This is a genomic window from Aeromonas sp. sif2433 (assembly GCF_019218705.1).
Classification (GTDB): Bacteria; Pseudomonadota; Gammaproteobacteria; order Enterobacterales; family Aeromonadaceae; genus Aeromonas; species Aeromonas encheleia.
The window spans coordinates 570,212-586,423 of the sequence record NZ_JAHUXD010000001.1; the positions used below are offsets into that span (position 1 = coordinate 570,212).

The 16,212-nt window shown below is 55.2% G+C and carries 12 protein-coding genes and 1 pseudogene; 7 read left to right on the forward strand and 6 right to left on the reverse strand.

Annotated features, from left to right (window positions below):
- The first annotated feature begins 8 nt into the window (after window positions 1-8).
- Window positions 9-1,355 carry an NADP-specific glutamate dehydrogenase gene (gene gdhA / locus KW825_RS02455; protein ID WP_218328088.1) on the forward strand — a complete coding sequence of 449 codons (1,347 nt, stop codon included), beginning with the start codon at window positions 9-11 and terminating at the stop codon, window positions 1,353-1,355.
- Between the two features lie 121 nt (window positions 1,356-1,476).
- On the opposite strand, the pseudogene KW825_RS02460 reads toward gdhA, so the two are convergent.
- From KW825_RS02460 to KW825_RS02470, 3 genes and pseudogenes are all read right to left on the reverse strand, one after another.
- A pseudogene (locus tag KW825_RS02460) lies at window positions 1,477-1,840 on the reverse strand (VOC family protein).
- A 114-nt stretch (window positions 1,841-1,954) separates the two neighbouring features.
- Window positions 1,955-2,422, reverse strand: coding sequence for a hypothetical protein (locus KW825_RS02465; protein WP_218328089.1), 468 nt, complete (start codon window positions 2,420-2,422; stop codon window positions 1,955-1,957).
- 153 nt (window positions 2,423-2,575) lie between these two features.
- Complete coding sequence (locus tag KW825_RS02470; protein ID WP_218328090.1) at window positions 2,576-3,070, reverse strand: DNA mismatch endonuclease Vsr; 495 nt, start codon at window positions 3,068-3,070, stop codon at window positions 2,576-2,578.
- A 95-nt stretch (window positions 3,071-3,165) separates the two neighbouring features.
- On the opposite strand from KW825_RS02470, the gene dcm reads away from it, so the two are divergent.
- Genes dcm through KW825_RS02485 form a run of 3 tightly spaced genes read left to right on the forward strand, consistent with a single transcriptional unit; the run spans window position 3,166 to window position 8,877 of the window.
- Window positions 3,166-4,389 carry a DNA (cytosine-5-)-methyltransferase gene (gene dcm, locus KW825_RS02475; RefSeq protein WP_218328091.1) on the forward strand — a complete coding sequence of 408 codons (1,224 nt, stop codon included), beginning with the start codon at window positions 3,166-3,168 and terminating at the stop codon, window positions 4,387-4,389.
- Window positions 4,386-6,446 carry an McrB family protein gene (locus KW825_RS02480; RefSeq protein WP_218328092.1) on the forward strand — a complete coding sequence of 687 codons (2,061 nt, stop codon included), beginning with the start codon at window positions 4,386-4,388 and terminating at the stop codon, window positions 6,444-6,446. The genes dcm and KW825_RS02480 overlap by 4 nt, the downstream gene beginning before the upstream one ends.
- 10 nt (window positions 6,447-6,456) lie before the next feature.
- Window positions 6,457-8,877: a DUF2357 domain-containing protein gene (locus KW825_RS02485; protein ID WP_218328093.1), complete on the forward strand. Its 2,421-nt coding sequence runs from the start codon at window positions 6,457-6,459 to the stop codon at window positions 8,875-8,877.
- Between the two features lie 39 nt (window positions 8,878-8,916).
- On the opposite strand, the gene KW825_RS02490 is transcribed toward KW825_RS02485, so the two are convergent.
- Window positions 8,917-9,504 (reverse strand): histidine phosphatase family protein, encoded by a 588-nt coding sequence (locus tag KW825_RS02490; protein WP_218328094.1) that lies wholly within the window; start codon window positions 9,502-9,504, stop codon window positions 8,917-8,919.
- A 240-nt stretch (window positions 9,505-9,744) separates the two neighbouring features.
- Between KW825_RS02490 and KW825_RS02495 the strand changes: the two genes are divergently transcribed.
- Together KW825_RS02495 and KW825_RS02500 are read left to right on the forward strand one after the other, a co-directional pair.
- Entirely contained in the window at window positions 9,745-10,035 is a 291-nt protein-coding gene (locus KW825_RS02495; RefSeq protein ID WP_218328095.1) for a hypothetical protein, read from the forward strand.
- Window positions 10,036-10,353: 318 nt separating this feature from the next.
- The gene (locus KW825_RS02500) at window positions 10,354-11,454 is read left to right on the forward strand and encodes an LPS O-antigen chain length determinant protein WzzB (protein ID WP_218328096.1); all 1,101 of its coding nucleotides are present in this window, start codon (window positions 10,354-10,356) and stop codon (window positions 11,452-11,454) included.
- A 115-nt stretch (window positions 11,455-11,569) separates the two neighbouring features.
- Here KW825_RS02500 and speA read toward each other — a convergent pair whose 3' ends face one another.
- Window positions 11,570-13,471 carry a biosynthetic arginine decarboxylase gene (speA, locus tag KW825_RS02505; protein WP_042651433.1) on the reverse strand — a complete coding sequence of 634 codons (1,902 nt, stop codon included), beginning with the start codon at window positions 13,469-13,471 and terminating at the stop codon, window positions 11,570-11,572.
- A 1,054-nt stretch (window positions 13,472-14,525) separates the two neighbouring features.
- On the opposite strand from speA, the gene pepT reads away from it, so the two are divergent.
- On the forward strand, window positions 14,526-15,749 hold the full coding sequence (pepT, locus tag KW825_RS02510) for a peptidase T (RefSeq protein WP_218328097.1): 1,224 nt from the start codon (window positions 14,526-14,528) through the stop codon (window positions 15,747-15,749).
- Between the two features lie 124 nt (window positions 15,750-15,873).
- On the opposite strand, the gene KW825_RS02515 is transcribed toward pepT, so the two are convergent.
- Complete coding sequence (locus KW825_RS02515) at window positions 15,874-16,176, reverse strand: SelT/SelW/SelH family protein (RefSeq protein ID WP_370302254.1); 303 nt, start codon at window positions 16,174-16,176, stop codon at window positions 15,874-15,876.
- Between the last annotated feature and the right edge of the window lie 36 nt (window positions 16,177-16,212).

Here is a 16,212-nt window from a genome sequence, read left to right on the forward strand (position 1 = left end):
AGTTACAGATGAGTCATTCCCTCTCCCAGGCGGCGTTTCTCGACCAGGTGGCCCAGCGCAATGTCCATCAGCCGGAGTTCATTCAGGCGGTGAGCGAGGTGGTTGCCTCCATCTGGCCTTTCATCGAGCGCCACCCCCGTTACCTGCAACACGGTCTGCTGGAGCGACTGGTGGAGCCGGAGCGACTCATTCAGTTTCGCGTCAGCTGGGTGGATGATCGGGGCCAGGTGCGGGTGAACCGCGGCTACCGCATCCAGCACAGCTCGGCCATCGGCCCCTTCAAGGGCGGCATGCGCTTCCACCCCTCGGTGGATCTCTCGGTGCTGAAATTCCTCGCCTTCGAGCAGACCTTCAAGAACGCCCTCACCACCCTGCCCATGGGTGGCGGCAAGGGTGGCAGCGATTTCGATCCCAAGGGCAAGAGCGAGGGCGAGGTGATGCGCTTCTGCCAGGCGCTGATGCTGGAGCTCTATCGCCACCTGGGGGCCAATACCGACGTGCCGGCCGGTGACATCGGCGTGGGTGGGCGCGAGGTGAGCTACATGGCGGGCATGATGAAGAAGCTCACCAACAGCGCCGAGTGCGTCTTCACCGGCAAGGGGCTCTCCTTTGGTGGCAGCCTGATCCGCCCGGAGGCCACCGGCTACGGCCTGCTCTACTTCGTCGAGGCCACCCTGGCCCACCGTGGCCAGTCCCTTGCGGGGATGACGGTGTCGGTGTCGGGCTCGGGCAACGTGGCGCAATACGCCATCGAGAAGGCGATGGCACTCGGCGCCCGGGTCATCACCGCCTCCGACTCCGGCGGCACCGTCTATGATCCGGACGGTTTCACCCCCGACAAGCTGGCGCGCCTGATGGAGCTCAAGAACGAGCAGCGCAAGCGGGTCGCGGATTACGCCCATGAGCTGGGGCTGGAGTTCTTCACCGGCCGCACCCCCTGGCACCTGCCGACCCAGGTCGCCCTGCCCTGCGCCACCCAGAACGAGCTGGATGCAGAGGATGCCGCCGCGCTCATCGCGGGCGGTGTGCTGCTGGTGGCCGAGGGGGCCAACATGCCGAGCAGCGCCGCCGCCATCCAGGCCTTCCACGCTGCCAAGGTGCTGTTTGCGCCGGGCAAGGCCGCCAACGCGGGGGGCGTCGCCACCTCCGGGCTCGAGATGAGCCAGAACGCCCAGCGCCTCGGCTGGAGCCGGGAAGAGGTGGATGCCCGTCTCAAGGGGATCATGACCAGCATCCACGCCACCTGTGTGCGCTACGGCCAGGACGAGGAGGGCCATGTGAACTACGAGAGCGGCGCCAACATCGCCGGCTTCGTCAAGGTGGCCGATGCCATGCTGGCGCAGGGAGTCTGCTAATACTGCGGGGAATGGCTTAGGGCCGATGCCTCAAGCACCCAAACACAACACGGCAGCCTCAGGGCTGCCGTGTTGTTTACGCCTTGGCCGCTCCCTGTCATTCAGGGCGCCGCACCTCGGCTCAGAGGTAGCAACTGATCTCGATAAGGTTCTGGTCCGGATCCAGGCAGTAGAGCGACTCTATGGGCCCGCAGGCCCCGGACTTGGTGACGGGCCCCTCCACTATCTCGACCCCGTGACTGGCGAGCTGGGCCATGACCAGATCCAGGGGCCAGCGGGTGATGAGGCAGAGATCCCCAGAGCCGACACAGGCCCGATTACGCGGCTCCTGCCCCAGCAGCTGCAGGTTGATCTTCTGGTTGCCGAAGCGCAGCGCCCGCCGCCCCGAAGCTGATGGCCTCCATCTTGAAGGCACCGCTGTAAAACGCGACCGAGCGATCCATGTCGCTCACCGTCAATACCAGATGGTCGATATGGCTGATCATGCTTCCTCCCTGTGGTGGTAATCGCTGCCCCATCATAGCCAGCCCCCTTGGCAGAGACTGTGCCTTGGCGCACATCAATTATCCATAAGCATTTCTTTTATCAGGGAAATACGCCTATCGCACGGCGGCACAGGCCTTGTCGCGCTGGGCAAGCAGGGCTTCGTCTTCGCTCTCCATGGCCGCCAGAATGGCCTGATTGCAGGCCCGCTCCGCGAGCTTCGCCGGGCTCTGCTTGGCATCGGCGATCTCCGCAATCATGGGGCGATAGCCGATGGCAGCCGAGCAGTACATGGTGCGGTACTTAGGGAGCTGCCAACCACTGTCATCCTGGCGCGATAACTCATCGCACAGCTTGCCAAACAGCGCCCTTGCCTTGACCGTACACTGGCTAAAGCGCCGCACATCCTGCTCATAGGGACGACAGACGCTGTTCTGTTTGATCTGCCAGAGCTGATAAGAGAAGGGGACTTGCTCCCCCTCATACTGCACCACCAGCGTCTTGGGCTCGCTGCCGTAGTGATCAGACACCTGCTGCTGTACCAGATTGAGATAAGCCGAAAAAAGATAAGAAACCGGATCCATTACCACCTCCCTGTGGTTGTCACTGCCGGGCTGTATCACGAAAAAACGGAGCGATTTTCAAACGAGTAACAGGCGACAACAGCTTACTGATTTGGGAACAAAAAATAATCACTTTTCACAGGCAGTGGAAGCTGGGTTGAGAGTGCTATCCGGTCAGCCATGTGGATGGAAATGATCCATTGCGATCTGCAGTTCGCGGCCACCGGCAATCTCGCCATGACTGACGCCGCTGGTCAGCCACCAGCTGATAACCAGTAACAACCGTTCCGGGTCATGGCGAAGGCGGCCTTTAAGGGCACACTCCCAGATGGTAAGACGGCGGATACCCAGCTGTTCCAGCTCGGCCAGATGACGGGCATCACGCGCACGATTGCTCGCGATCTTGGTTTGCCAGAAGTCGGTTCTGCTTGATGGCATCTTGAAGAGATGACAGTCATGACCATGCCAAAAGCAGCCATTCACCTCGATCACCGCACGATAGCGTGCCAGCCAGAGATCCGGCTTGCCCGGCAAGGCGGTATTGTGCAAGCGATAGCGAAACCCGGCACGATGCAACATGGCACGCACCCGCTTCTCGGGACGGGTATCCCGGTTACGAATACCGGCCATCATCTCGCTGCGCTTTTGGGGCTTCACGATATCTGTCACAATGTCGCCTCGCTTGTGATGTCGCATTAAATACTGTATAAAAAACCAGTTTAGTCACTGACTATTGATGATTAAGAAATAAGTGAGTTATCTCTGTGAAAACCTTCTTGAAAAAATATGAAGATGCATTAAGCGCCCTGGCACATGAACATACCCCCACAGGAAGTGACCCACGAGCATTAATTCATCAATGGCTGCACGCCATTGCATCTGACACTGAACTGGCATGCCAATCAGCAAAGATCAACAAAAAAATCATCATCTCGGAACTCACCAAGCATGATTTGATTGCGATCCCGTCCGAGCTGAAAAAAACTCTGCATTCTCTTGTGGTAAGTCCACCATCAGATAAAAACGTTTTTACTTTTATAGATTTATTTGCTGGCATTGGTGGTTTTAGAACAGCCCTGCAAAGCCTGGGGGGAGTTTGTACATTCAGCAGTGAGTGGGATAAATCTGCACAGCAAACATATCTCAATAATTATGGCGAACTGCCATTTGGTGATATCACAGCTTTCACAAATGATAATATTAGTGACAAGCAGTTGAATACTCTGGTCCCTTCACATGATATTCTTGCTGCAGGTTTCCCCTGCCAACCGTTCAGCGGTGCAGGTGTATCAGCCAGAAATGCTGTCGGCAAAGAACATGGTTTCAAATGTGAAACTCAAGGTACTCTTTTCTTTGATGTGATGCGTATTGCATCAGTAAAAAAACCTAAAGTTCTCTTTCTGGAGAATGTCAGAAATATTACCAGACATGATAAAGGTCGAACTTTTGATGTAATCAAAAGGTCTGTAGAGGAAATCGGTTATACATTCAAATATGAACTAATCGATTCATCATCGCTCGTACCACAACGCAGAGTACGTTGCTACATGGTATGCACTCGCAATGATCTGAATATCGACTTCAAATTCCCTGAATTTGACGGTCAACCTCTACCACTTAGGTCTATTCTGGAGCCGACTCCAGACGCAAGATTCACTATTTCTGATGCTCTCTGGCAAGGACATATAAAAAGAACCGAGAGAAACCTTGATAGAGGAACAGGCTTTACAGCCTTTACTGCAAATCTGGATAAGCCATCAAACACACTGGTTGCAAGATATGGTAAAGATGGTAAGGAATGCCTAATACCTCAGGAAGGTAAAAACCCGAGACTATTGACACCAAGAGAATGTGCAAGATTACAGGGATATCCTGAGAATTTTGTTATTCCTACAGCAAAAACTCCAGCCTACAAGCAATTTGGTAATTCAGTCGCGGTACCCGTTATCAGGAAGATTGCTGAAAATATAGTAGAGGCCATCATATGAGCTTTGAGGATTTCTGCACAAAATCAATGCGTTATGACAAGCAAAGGGTTCAATGTCAAGAATCCTTTGTCATCAGCTTCAATAATGAAAAAGATGAATGCTTTACCATAAAACCTGAGACGCTGATTGCATTTCTTCAATTCATGCTGGAAAACTACAATCAGATTGAAAATGCTTGGGGCTCTGTCCCAAGCAAAAAAAACAGCTTAAATATATACGAAGAAAAATCATATCGCGCAATTTATGGAAAAGCTTCAGACATCGATGAGTTGAAAAGCATCGGTTCTATAGGTCGCAGCCAAACGAAAGCAATAACAAAAGTAATATCTAAATTTATAGCCTATCTATTAGATGAAGAGTATGTCGGCGTTGAATCAAACACTTTTTTTGTTGACTCATATTTAAAGTCGGCATTAGAAAAGGTCGCATCAGGATTCAAAGAATATGAAAATAAAAAAGCGCTATCTTCTTCTACTCCTCAACTAAAAGTGCTTTTCGAAAACTGGCTTGCGAAACAAAACCTTAGCACTAACACTATAAAAAAATACTCGGAGCAGAGTATTGCTAAAGCTGATGAAGTAGTGTCATCTATTGATGAATCACTCCCCAAACTTTATTCAGTGCCAGATGTTGGCGAGTGTGAAAAAATAATAAACACCTTACTTAAAAGCGATATTTGGAAAGATTTAAACACTGCGGGAAATGGGATGTACTCCTCGGGAGTGAAAAAATACGAATTATTTCTCAATCAGTATTTCATAAATAAACCCATCCCCTGTCATAAACCATTTTTACTTTTTGCAGGTATTTCCGGCACAGGAAAAACCCGTTTTATTCGTGAGCAGGTCAAGGACTATCCAGGCCAGAAAAATTACTGCCTGGTGCCCGTCAGGCCAGACTGGCACGAACCCTCTGATCTGCTGGGCTATATCTCCAGGATCAGTGGTAAAAAGGAGTATGTATCAACGCCGGTGCTGCATTTTATCACCCAAGCCTGGATTCATATTTTCGAGTGTGTTGGCGAAGTCAGAGCCGATGGCAAGATTGGTCTGAGCCAAAAACAACTGGACCATATTCCCCCCTTCTGGCTCTGCCTCGACGAGATGAACCTGGCTCCGGTTGAACAATATTTCGCCGACTATCTCTCGGTACTGGAGACCCGCCACTGGTATACCTCACCCGAACTGACCGCATTTAACGACAAAGAAGGGGTGGACTACGGCTATGTCTACCAGTGCGATCCCCTGCTCAAAGCAGATACGATTAGCCAGCAACTGGATGATAACGCGCGTATCGAACTGGCGGAAAAACTGGGACTGGACCTGAATAATGCCCTGCACCAGGAGATCTGGGCCAGCTTCTGCCAGCACGGTATCGCTATCCCCTTCAATCTGATGGTGGCCGGTACCGTCAATATGGACGAGACCACCCACGGTTTTTCCCGCAAGGTGATCGACAGGGCCCTCACCTTCGACTTTAACGAGTTCTTCCCCAACGATTTCGATACCTACTTTGCACCGGCATTGCAGCCAAAACGGCTGGGTTATCCGACCTGGTCAGAGGGGCGTGCCATTACTGACATCCCCGAGCTGGAGCAATTCAGTCAAAAGAGTGTCACTTTTCTGAAGGCGGTCAACGGGGTACTGCAACAGAGCCCGTTCGAGCTGGCCTATCGCGCCCTGAACGAGCTGATGCTGGCCCTGCTGGCCCATCGCCCTGCCAATAACGCGCACCTGGTCGCCATCTGGGATGACTTTATGATGTGCAAGGTGTTGCCGCGCATTGAAGGGGATATCGACAAGTTGCGCAGCCACCACACGGCTGATGGCAACCAGATAGAGGCCAACCTGCTGACAGATCTGGAAAAGGTGCTTGCAGCACAATTTGGTGAGCTCTGGGAGGGGACACGCCCTGACCTCTTTAACCGCCAGGCTGGTGACGCAGGGGAAGAGCCCGACACGGCAGAACCTCCGCATGTCCCCTGCCGCAGCAAGAAGAAACTGGCCTGGATGAAAGAGCGGCTGGCACGGCAGTGCTTTACCAGCTTCTGGCCGTAAGGGGGTTGTGATGGAGTGCCTGTTTACCCTGCAGAGCCGTGACTGGATTTTGCAGATCTACGCCAATGAGAAGACGGTTCAGGATCGTTATCGGCAGTTACAAGCCACCAGGGCCCATCATCAACAGGAGAGCAACAAATCGGGCCTGCCGGCGAGCACAGGCAAATACGAACTGCCTGTTGTGCGCTTCTCGCAGCCCTTGTCCATCACTCGGGCTAACGCGGATGGTAGCACGCTGGAGCTGCCCGATGGGCGAGATCTCTCCTCTCTGGTACTGCCAATCCCCCTGCTGTTTGAAAACTGCTTTTACGAATTCGAGTGGGAGTTTCTTCACGACGTTAGCGAAGGGAACGATGCGCCACGGCTGGAGCATCATCTGCAGCGGATCTGCGAGTCGTTTCGCTTCAAAAGCAGGAATGGATCGCAGGAGCTGCTGGGGGGATTCAATACCGGCAACGAGGTGGGCACACTTGCACTCCCCTTCTCTTATCAACCGAAGTTGGCTGCAGGCAAAGCAGCACGCATTCACCTGACGCTCTGGTTCGAGGTCTATCCGGTCAAACTGGATATCCGCCGGGATGTGCCGCTCATCCATCAGGTGCTGGATGAACAGTACCCCTACTGGCGCTTTACCCTGAACAGCGCAACCAGTCAGCAAGGGGGCCGCAGCCAACGCAAGGCCGAACCTTTCCCCCTGCTCTGGCTTGCCCATTTCGAAGCCCTGCACAAGGAACTTGAGCGGGGGATCCTCCAAATCATCAATGCGCCCCATAGCAGGCTGCAAAGCAAGACGGAATATCTGCTGGCCGCCAGAATGAAGCGCCCGCCACGCCCGAAGCAAGCAGAACAGATCCGCCAGGATCTGGATAACGGCATCGAGCGCAGATACCGGGTAGAGCGCAAACAACTGACCACGGATACCCCGGAAAACCGCTTTATCAAGTTTGTGCTGGAACGCACCAGAAGGATGCTGCAACAGCTGACACAACAGGGCGATCGTACCCTGCTGTCCAAAGCCTTTTTTGACCGCCTGAAGGCGTGGAGCAAACCACTGGATCAGGCGCTGGCTCACCCCCTGATGCGGGAAATTGGTCCGGCGGCGGTGTTGCATCGCGAATCTCTGGTATTGCAGCAAAAGAGCGGCTATAGCGCGGTTTACCGGGTCTGGCAGCAACTGCGCCTCTATCTCGATGCGTTGGGGAATGATGCCGTGGCCGGCGTGCGCAGCATGGATCAGCTCTACGAGCTCTGGTGCGTTATCGAGGTGCGCCGGATTATCCTGACGCTGGGATTTACCGAGGTGAAGACGCCCGCATTTAACTTCACCCGCGATGGCTGGGATACCCAGCTGGCCGAGGGGATGAAGTACTGCTGGGAGTACCTTCGTGCAGAAGATGGCGTAAGGGTCAAGCTGGCCCATGAACCCAAATTTCACAAGACCAACAAGCCGGTACACTCCCTGCTGGTTCCCCAGAAACCGGACATTCTGATCGAGGCAACCACAGGCAGCGGCGACACCTTTATCTGGCTGTTTGATGCCAAATATCGGGTCGAAAACGGCACTAAAGATGACTCAAGAGACAGCGTGCCTGACGATGCCATCAACCAGATGCACCGTTATCGGGATGCCCTGCTCTATCTGCAACAGGGAGAACTGATACCAAGCCGCCCCACCTTCGGCGCCTTTGCGCTCTATCCGGGTTTTATGAGCCAGCAACCCGGAAAGAAAAATCCCTATCAGGAGGCGATCGACCGGATTGGTATCGGTGCCTTTGCCCTGTTGCCAGCAGAAGATCACAGAGGCTCCTGCTGGTTGCAAACCTTCCTTGAGCAAAAGCTGGGCAAACTGGGTGACGAGTTCAATTATCCTGCCATTCGCTCCGGTCACTTCTATCTGGAAGAGCCCAGCCGGATTGCCACACGGGGGATGCAACAGACCCGCCATCATGATCTCACCCTGATCATTCCGACTGCGCTGGAGAACAGCCGTCCGGCCAGTTACTTCGATGAGTTTCGTGATGGCTCTGCCCGCTGGTATCACACCCCTGCCGAGACCATTACCATTCGTTACGACGATCAGCTGATGAACGAGATCAGCTATCTGGCCGTTGCCACCCTTGCGGCCGATGGTTTGACACGGGAAGTAACCCGGGTCTGGCCGGTGCTGACATGCCAGAAACTGCGCCGGGAACAACTGACCGAAAAGCAAACCGGCAAACCACTAGCAGAGGGGAAGAAGAATCCTTACTGGTTACTCGAGCTGGGACCGTCAATCAAATTGCACCACCCTCTCGCACAACTGGATGCGACCAGTTTCAAATCAGCCATGAAACTTACCAGGCTTGCCGAGTTGGAATGGCAGTTGAAATCGGGGAGGACAGATTTTGCTACGCTACCGGATTGTTATGGGCAGTTGCTACAACATATATGAACTCAGCACCTCACCCACCGGTGAGGTGTTTTTTGGTGCTTAGCATTCCATTCGCTCGATCCGGCCGCCGCTGAGCCTGAAGAAGGCATCCTGTGGCAGGTCTTGCCGCCAGGTGGCGGCGTAGTCGAGATCGGCATACAGGCCGCGCAGGGTGGCGCCGAGCAGGCCGTGGGAGATGACGATGGCACGCTCGGCAGTGGTGGGGTCCATCAACCAGCCCTGGGCCCAGCGCTGGATACTGTGAAAGTCCTCCCCGGCGGGGGCCTGCAGATACCAGTCCGGCTTGCTGATATCGAGTTCGGGATGATCTTCCAGCAGATCCGGCACCCGGCAACTCTCCCACTCCCCCATGCCCAGCTCCACCAGCCGCTCGTCCCAGACGATGCGCTCGCCGTCGAGCCCAAGCTGCTGGCACACCAGCAGTGCCGTCTGTCGGGCACGGCCGAGGGGGCTGGCATAGACAGTCCAGCAGGCCGGGTCATTCAACTGTTCGCGCAGACGGGCCCCCATGGCGATGGCCTGCGCCTCCCCCTTGGCGGTCAGCTCGGAGTTGCAGCGCCCCTGTAGCCGCTGCTCGGCGTTGTAACGGGTCTGGCCGTGGCGCAGCAGATAGATGATGCGAGACATGGATTCTCCTGTGAGGTCAAAGAGAGGGGAAAGAGGCTGGTCGGGATGATAACAGAGACGAGGACCCATACCGGAACCCATCCCCGCCAGTGGCAACCCAGATGGTCATTGCGCCGCCTCGGCCGTCTGGTTAGGCTGGACCATCAAAAGACCCGTACGGCCCTTTATTGACCTTCTCCATAACAGCAACGGCGTGATAAGGAGGGGCGAGCGGATCGAGCCATTCAAATGAGGCAGCCCATGGCGAAGTACCAGTTTCTCACCATACCGGCATCCAACCGGCAGAGTTATACCTATCTCGATGCCGACTCCCCCACCTTTACTCTGGAGAGGAACGCGCTGCTGGCCCAGGGCTTCGAGGTGGAGGACGATTTCATCTACGCCAACACCCCGGCGGAGGCGGTGGAGAAGTACAGATCCAACTTCACCTATGTGGCGGAGGAGTATGCCCAGTCCAACGCCATCTATGCCGCCTTCAGTCTTCTGGTGGTAATTGGCAAGTCGCTGTTGGGCCATAAAAGAAGGCATTAACAACAAGAGAATGGCCGGTATCCGTCATCCAATAACTCGGATGACAGTGCATTCCCAGAAAGAGAGTACAGATTGCTGCGTCAGTCTTTATAAATGGGGCGCCATTACACAAGCTCACACCAAGAACACAACTACCCATCAAAACAGCCCGAAGAAAAAACATTAAATAAACATTAAATAAACATTAAATAAACAAACCGAAACACAAAGACCGATGCCATCTATTCTTTTCATCTAAAAATAATAAATAAGCGGATGAAAGAAAATAAAAAATGCAGTATAAAAGTGAACCTACGACAAATCTTGACCGGCTGAACCATGGGCGACAAAAATAACAATAGCATCAATTATGGCATGAATAGCAAACCACTCAATGATGAAATAGACATTATTGAACTGATGATTTTATTGTGGAAGAAAAAGTACCGCATTCTTCTCGCGAGTTTCATCTTTGGCTGCATCGGATTATTATATGCCATGACCGCTCCCGAACAGTGGACGGTTAATGCAACCATATATCAACCTAAGCAACGAGATACTCTGGAACTTGATCGATTAAGAACCACCCTTAACATACAAGGGTTATCCGGCGCTAAGAATAACAAAGTTATCTATAATGATTTTTTATTAGAGTTTAAGTCTTATAACAATATCAGTAACTATCTACAAGGCACCTCTCAATTTAAAGAGTATATTGTAGAAAATGATTTAGATTCTTTGGCACAACAGCGTCTGTTAAGAAAGTGGTCAGAGTGGATGACGGTCGAACCTGCAGATAAAAAAGGTGAGCAACCAGGCATACGCCTTTCCTTTTCTTTCTTTAAAAAAGAGGATGCATTATCACTGCTGACGGGATATATAAACTACATCATTTCATTACAAAGCCAAGAGTTACTCAACATCCTGGAGAATAATAGAAATAGCCAGCTCAGCACTCTCCAGCTAAGAATAAAGATGAAAAGTGAAGATGCACAGCGCAAGCTGGCGAGAGAGATTGAGAACATTGATTACAGCATGAGCATTGCCAATGCTGCCGGGGTGAATAAGCCGTTGGAAAATTTCAGCTATGGTGATCGATTCCCAATTACACTAGGCAGAGACGGGTTAGCTAAAAAATTGGCTATCCTTAAGTCACTAAAGCCTGAAGGGTATATGCCGGAGATCATGGAGTTGAATGTACAGCTTAACAGGCTAAAAGATATCAACCTTGATAAGTTAGAGTTTCGTCCATTCTCTTATCTGGATACCCCTAGCCAACCGTTAACGAGAGACAAACCTAAACGCCCGTTGATCGTTGTCTTGGCCACTATGCTTGGTGGGATGATGGGTGTAGCGCTGGTGCTACTTCAGCACGCATTCAGGCAAGATAGAAACAAAGACGAATATGATTACCGGCCACGCTTGGCTAACGTGGGATGAATCAATGTTGGCGTCATGATTTTATATGGCAGCTTTTTTCCCGCTAAATACGAAATAAAAACGGCGCCCTAAGGCGCCGTTTTTATTCCCGCAATGCGGGGAACAAGCCAGAGGCTTATTCGTCTTCCAGATAGGCGTAACCTTGCAGACCCAGCTCCAGCTCGTCGAGCAGGGCCTTGCGGGTCGCGTCGTCCAGCGCAGGGTGGGAGACGATGCGCTGGTAGTTCTCGCGAATGACGGACGGGTCTATGTTGACGTAACGCAGCAGCTGGTCGACGGTGTCGCCGCGCACCACGTTGCGAATGTCCATCTTGCCTTCCTCGTCGAGCCACACTTCCGCGCAGTGGGTATCACCGAACAGGTTGTGCAGATCCCCCAGGATCTCCTGGTAGGCACCGACCAGGAAGAAGCCGACGTGGCACACTTCGTTCTCGGCGTACTCCGGCATCGGCAGCGTGCTCTCGACCCCCAGACCGTCGACATAGTGTTCGACCTGACCATCGGAGTCGCAGGTGATGTCCATCAGGATGCCACGGCGGGTGAGCGGACGCTCGAGCCCCGTCAGCGGCATCACCGGGAACACCTGACCTATGCCCCAGGCATCCGGCAGGGACTGGAACAGGGAGAAGTTGGCGAAGCACTTGTCGGCCAGTTTCTCGGAGAGCTCGTCGGCCAGGGCGCGGTGGTTGCGGTTGACCGGGTTGAGCAGCTCTTTGAGCGCCAGACAGGTGTTCTGGTGCAGCATCTCGGCCCAGGCACGTTGCTCCAGGTTGAGCAGGCCCATAGTGTACTGGGTGTTCACATCGCCCAGATCCGCCACCGAGTCGTGGAAGATCTCCAGCAGGGAGGGATCTTCGCTGCGCAGGTCCAGCCAGCCTTTCCACATGTTCTGCAGAATGGTGGGGGCGTCTTCATCCGGCGCGCTGATGTCGCTCATCTCCACCCCTTCGGCACCAATCAGATTGGTGACCAGCACGGCGTGGTGAGCGGTCAGGGCACGGCCGGACTCGCTGATGATGGTCGGGTGCGGCAGGTCAAACTCGCGGCACACATCGCCGATGCCCCACACCACGTTGTTGGCGTACTCGGACAGGCTGTAATTGGCGGAGCAGTGGCTCTGGGAGCGGGTGCCCTCATAGTCCACACCCAAACCACCGCCGACGTCGACCACGTCGATGGGCACCCCTAAGCGACGCAACTCGGAATAGAAGCGGCCGCACTCGCGGATACCGCCCTGAATGTCACGGATGTTGGCGATCTGGGAGCCGAGGTGGAAGTGCAGCAGTTGCAGGCAATCGAGCTTGCCCAGGCTGCGCAGGCGCTCGACCAGCGCCAGGATCTGGGAGGCAGAGAGGCCAAATTTGGACATGGAGCCGCCGCTCGACTCCCACATGCCGGAGCCGGTGGAGGCGAGCTTGGCACGCACCCCGATGTTGGGCTTGATGTTGAGGCGAGCTGACTCGTCCAACACCATTTCCAGCTCGGAGGGCTTCTCCACCACTATGTAGACCTTGTGGCCCATCAGGTTGCCCAACAGGGCGTGGCGGATGTATTCGCGGTCCTTGTAACCGTTGCAGACGATCACCGAGCCTTGCTCATGGTGATGGGACAGCACGGCCAACAGCTCCGGTTTGGAGCCCGCTTCCAGCCCAAGCCGCGGCTTGTCACTGTAGGACTGGCTGATGGTCTCGATGACGCGACGCTGCTGGTTTACCTTGATCGGGTAAACGCAGAGGTAATCCCCTTCATAGCCTGACTTCTCGATGGCCTGACCGAAGGCGTTGAACAGCGCATCGACCCGGCTCTTGAGGATGTCGGGGAAACGCAGCAACACGGGGGTGGTCAGCCCGGACTGGCGCAACTGTTCGATGGCATCGGAGATGACGATATGCGCGTCAGGGCGTGACTTGTCGGGGGCGACGGTCACATGACCGGCGTCATTGATATTGAAAAAACCCGCACCCCAGTAGGGAACGTTGTAGACCTTCAAGGAGTCCTTGCTGGACCAGTTAGTCATGGGCTATGCCTCGCAAATGAGCGGCCAGTAGGCCGCCTTCGTTACCCTCAATCACATCCAGACCATCTATTGCACACAGTGGCAAGCCAAGGCTTGCCTGCTGGAAGCTTGAAAGCAACCTGCCTTGCGGCGGTTAGCTTCCATCGCTGCCAGACCCTCTGTGCGCACATCACGGCAAGCCTTAAGGCTGCCTGGTGGATTTTGGGAAGTAACGAGTCTTGATGTGGGGCTGGTGGCTTTACATCAAGCTCAACGGTATGCGGTGCCACCCTATGGCGGCGCCGCGGTACTTTGATGACAGACAGCATCAGCCACGCCATCTGTTCATCATTCGGCAGCCATCACGACGACAAGGGAGGTTTCAAGGAAGGGAAGCGAAGGCGTCAGCACGCGAACGTGTTGATAGACGACAACCACCACAGCCCGCTCAACACCCGTGACCGCCCATGACAAGGGAAGATGATGAGCCGTTGGCTCACTCGGTCAGAAGGTGGATGAGAGTCTGTTGTTCTCCCTGATACCGGAGCCTAACCGGTATTAAAGAAACCATACCCTAGCAGTGTCTGTCGTTTCTGCGTGCCTCGCCCTATAGGCGTAAGATCCTCCGGTGTCTGGCGGCTCTGCCTGCATCAGGGTTACCCTCGGATCGGCGCGGAGTGTACACACTTACCGCCGACGGTGACAATAAAAAATAGTGTTCAAAAACTGGTTTTAATAAGTCGATCAAATCTTGCTGCCAACAAGGCTGGCACTGGGATGGCAAGGGATCGCCTCCCTCCCTATTACCCCTGGAAATAACAGGTGAAAGAGCCATTTTCCCCCATGCCTTGCCACTACAGGGCCGAGCCGGCATCAGGCTCCTTCACAAGTGATTAACCACGCTTTAATTTGGAATTATTATTCAATAAGTGGCCGAGATGCCGACCATAGCACCACCGAACGGGTATCTTGCGCGATCTTCTGCAAAAAATGCGTCAAAAACTGCGCTGACGCAATAAGCGATCCGACCAGATTGCTCACAATGGTGCCTCCCTAATCGGTCTGAGGCCTGCCCATGGATACCCTGCTTGAGCGTTTTCTGCGTTACCTGACTTTTCATACCCGCTCCGATGCGTGCAATCCCGCCTGTCCCAGCACTGAGGGTCAGCTGATCTTCGCCCGCGCCCTGCGCGATGAGATGACACAGCTTGGCCTCAGCCAGGTCACGCTGGATGACAATGGCTACCTCACCGCCTGCCTGCCGGGCAACCAGCCGGACGCCCCCGCCATCGGCTTGATTGCCCATATGGACACCGCCGACTACGAGGCCGAGCAGGTCGTGCCCCAGATCATCGAAAACTATCAGGGGGGAGACATCTGCCTCGGCAAGGGAGACGAGGTGCTGGCCATCCGCCAGTACCGCTGCCTGAAGAACTACCTGGGCCAGGATCTGATCACCACCGACGGCACCACCCTGCTGGGGGCCGATGACAAGGCCGGCATCGCCGAGATCCTCAGCGCCGTCGTCCAGCTGCAGGCCAACCCCGAGATCCCCCGTGGCGACCTCTGGCTTGGCTTCACCCCGGACGAGGAGATAGGCCGCGGCGCCAACCTGTTCCCCCTCGACCGTTTCCCGGCGCGCTGGGCCTATACCGTCGATGGCGGCGAGCTGGGGGAGCTGGAGTACGAGAACTTCAACGCCGCCAGCGCCACGGTGCGCTTCATCGGCAACAACGTGCACCCCGGCACCGCCAAGGGCGGCATGATCAACAGCCAGACCCTGGCCGCCCGCTTCCATGCCGCCATGCCCCCCGAGCAGACCCCGGAGTGCACCGAGGGCTATGAGGGCTTCTTCCACCTGGCGCAGATGCACGGCACTGTGGAAGAGACCGAGCTGCACTACATCATCCGCGACTTCGATGACGACACCTTCGCCGCCCGCAAGGCCCAGCTCAAGGAGCGGGTCGCCTCCCTGCAGCTGGACGCCCCCAAGGCGCGCATCGAGCTGACCCTGACCGACAGCTATCGCAACATGCGCAGCCAGATCGAGCCGCACATGCACATAGTCGAGCTGGCCAAGGCCGCCATGCTCGCCGCCGACGTGACCCCCAAGATCAAGCCGATCCGCGGCGGCACCGACGGCGCCCGCCTCTCCTTCATGGGGCTGCCCTGCCCCAACCTGTTCACCGGTGGCCACAACTTCCACGGCAAGCACGAGTTCATCCCGTTGCAATCCATGGAGAAAGCGGTCGCCACCCTGGTGGAACTGGTACGACTGACGGCCGCCTACCGGGATTGACGTGGGGCGCTCGCGCGGCGGGGGCCGCTGGCCACAGACGAGCGCCGCACTGACATCAACAAGCAGAAGGGAGGCCAGTGCCTCCCTTCTGCTATTCAGTCTGCTGCTATTCGGTCACCGCGGTTCATTCGCCGGCCGGCTTGCGATCCGCATGGCCCAGATCCCGCTCCGGGGCGATGAGATCGCGCACCCGCTGCTTGATCTCCTTTGCCTCGGGGAAGCCCTCATCGGCGACCCTGTCCCACACCTGGACACCGTTCACCAGGATCCTGAACTCCCCCTTGCTGGCGGGCACCAGCGCCACCTCCCCCAGGTCGCTGTCGAAGGTGGAGAGCAGCTCCTGGGCCAGCCAGGCGGCGCGCAGCATCCAGCGGCAGAGGGTGCAGTAGCGGATCTCGATACGAGGCTTGAGGCTGGGTTGTGCCATTTCTGTCATGGGGTGACTCCGTCAAAATTGGCCTGC

What these genes read in the sequence shown, in the direction of transcription:
- KW825_RS02485 (WP_218328093.1), top strand. Translation starts at nt 6,457, where the DNA reads ATGGAGTGCCTGTTTACCCTGCAGAGCCGTGACTGGATTTTGCAGATC.
- speA (WP_042651433.1), bottom strand. Translation starts at nt 13,471, where the DNA reads ATGACTAACTGGTCCAGCAAGGACTCCTTGAAGGTCTACAACGTTCCC.
- pepT (WP_218328097.1), top strand. Translation starts at nt 14,526, where the DNA reads ATGGATACCCTGCTTGAGCGTTTTCTGCGTTACCTGACTTTTCATACC.
- KW825_RS02465 (WP_218328089.1), bottom strand. Translation starts at nt 2,422, where the DNA reads ATGGATCCGGTTTCTTATCTTTTTTCGGCTTATCTCAATCTGGTACAG.
- KW825_RS02495 (WP_218328095.1), top strand. Translation starts at nt 9,745, where the DNA reads ATGGCGAAGTACCAGTTTCTCACCATACCGGCATCCAACCGGCAGAGT.
- KW825_RS02490 (WP_218328094.1), bottom strand. Translation starts at nt 9,504, where the DNA reads ATGTCTCGCATCATCTATCTGCTGCGCCACGGCCAGACCCGTTACAAC.
- KW825_RS02480 (WP_218328092.1), top strand. Translation starts at nt 4,386, where the DNA reads ATGAGCTTTGAGGATTTCTGCACAAAATCAATGCGTTATGACAAGCAA.
- KW825_RS02500 (WP_218328096.1), top strand. Translation starts at nt 10,354, where the DNA reads ATGGGCGACAAAAATAACAATAGCATCAATTATGGCATGAATAGCAAA.
- gdhA (WP_218328088.1), top strand. Translation starts at nt 9, where the DNA reads ATGAGTCATTCCCTCTCCCAGGCGGCGTTTCTCGACCAGGTGGCCCAG.
- KW825_RS02515 (WP_370302254.1), bottom strand. Translation starts at nt 16,176, where the DNA reads ATGGCACAACCCAGCCTCAAGCCTCGTATCGAGATCCGCTACTGCACC.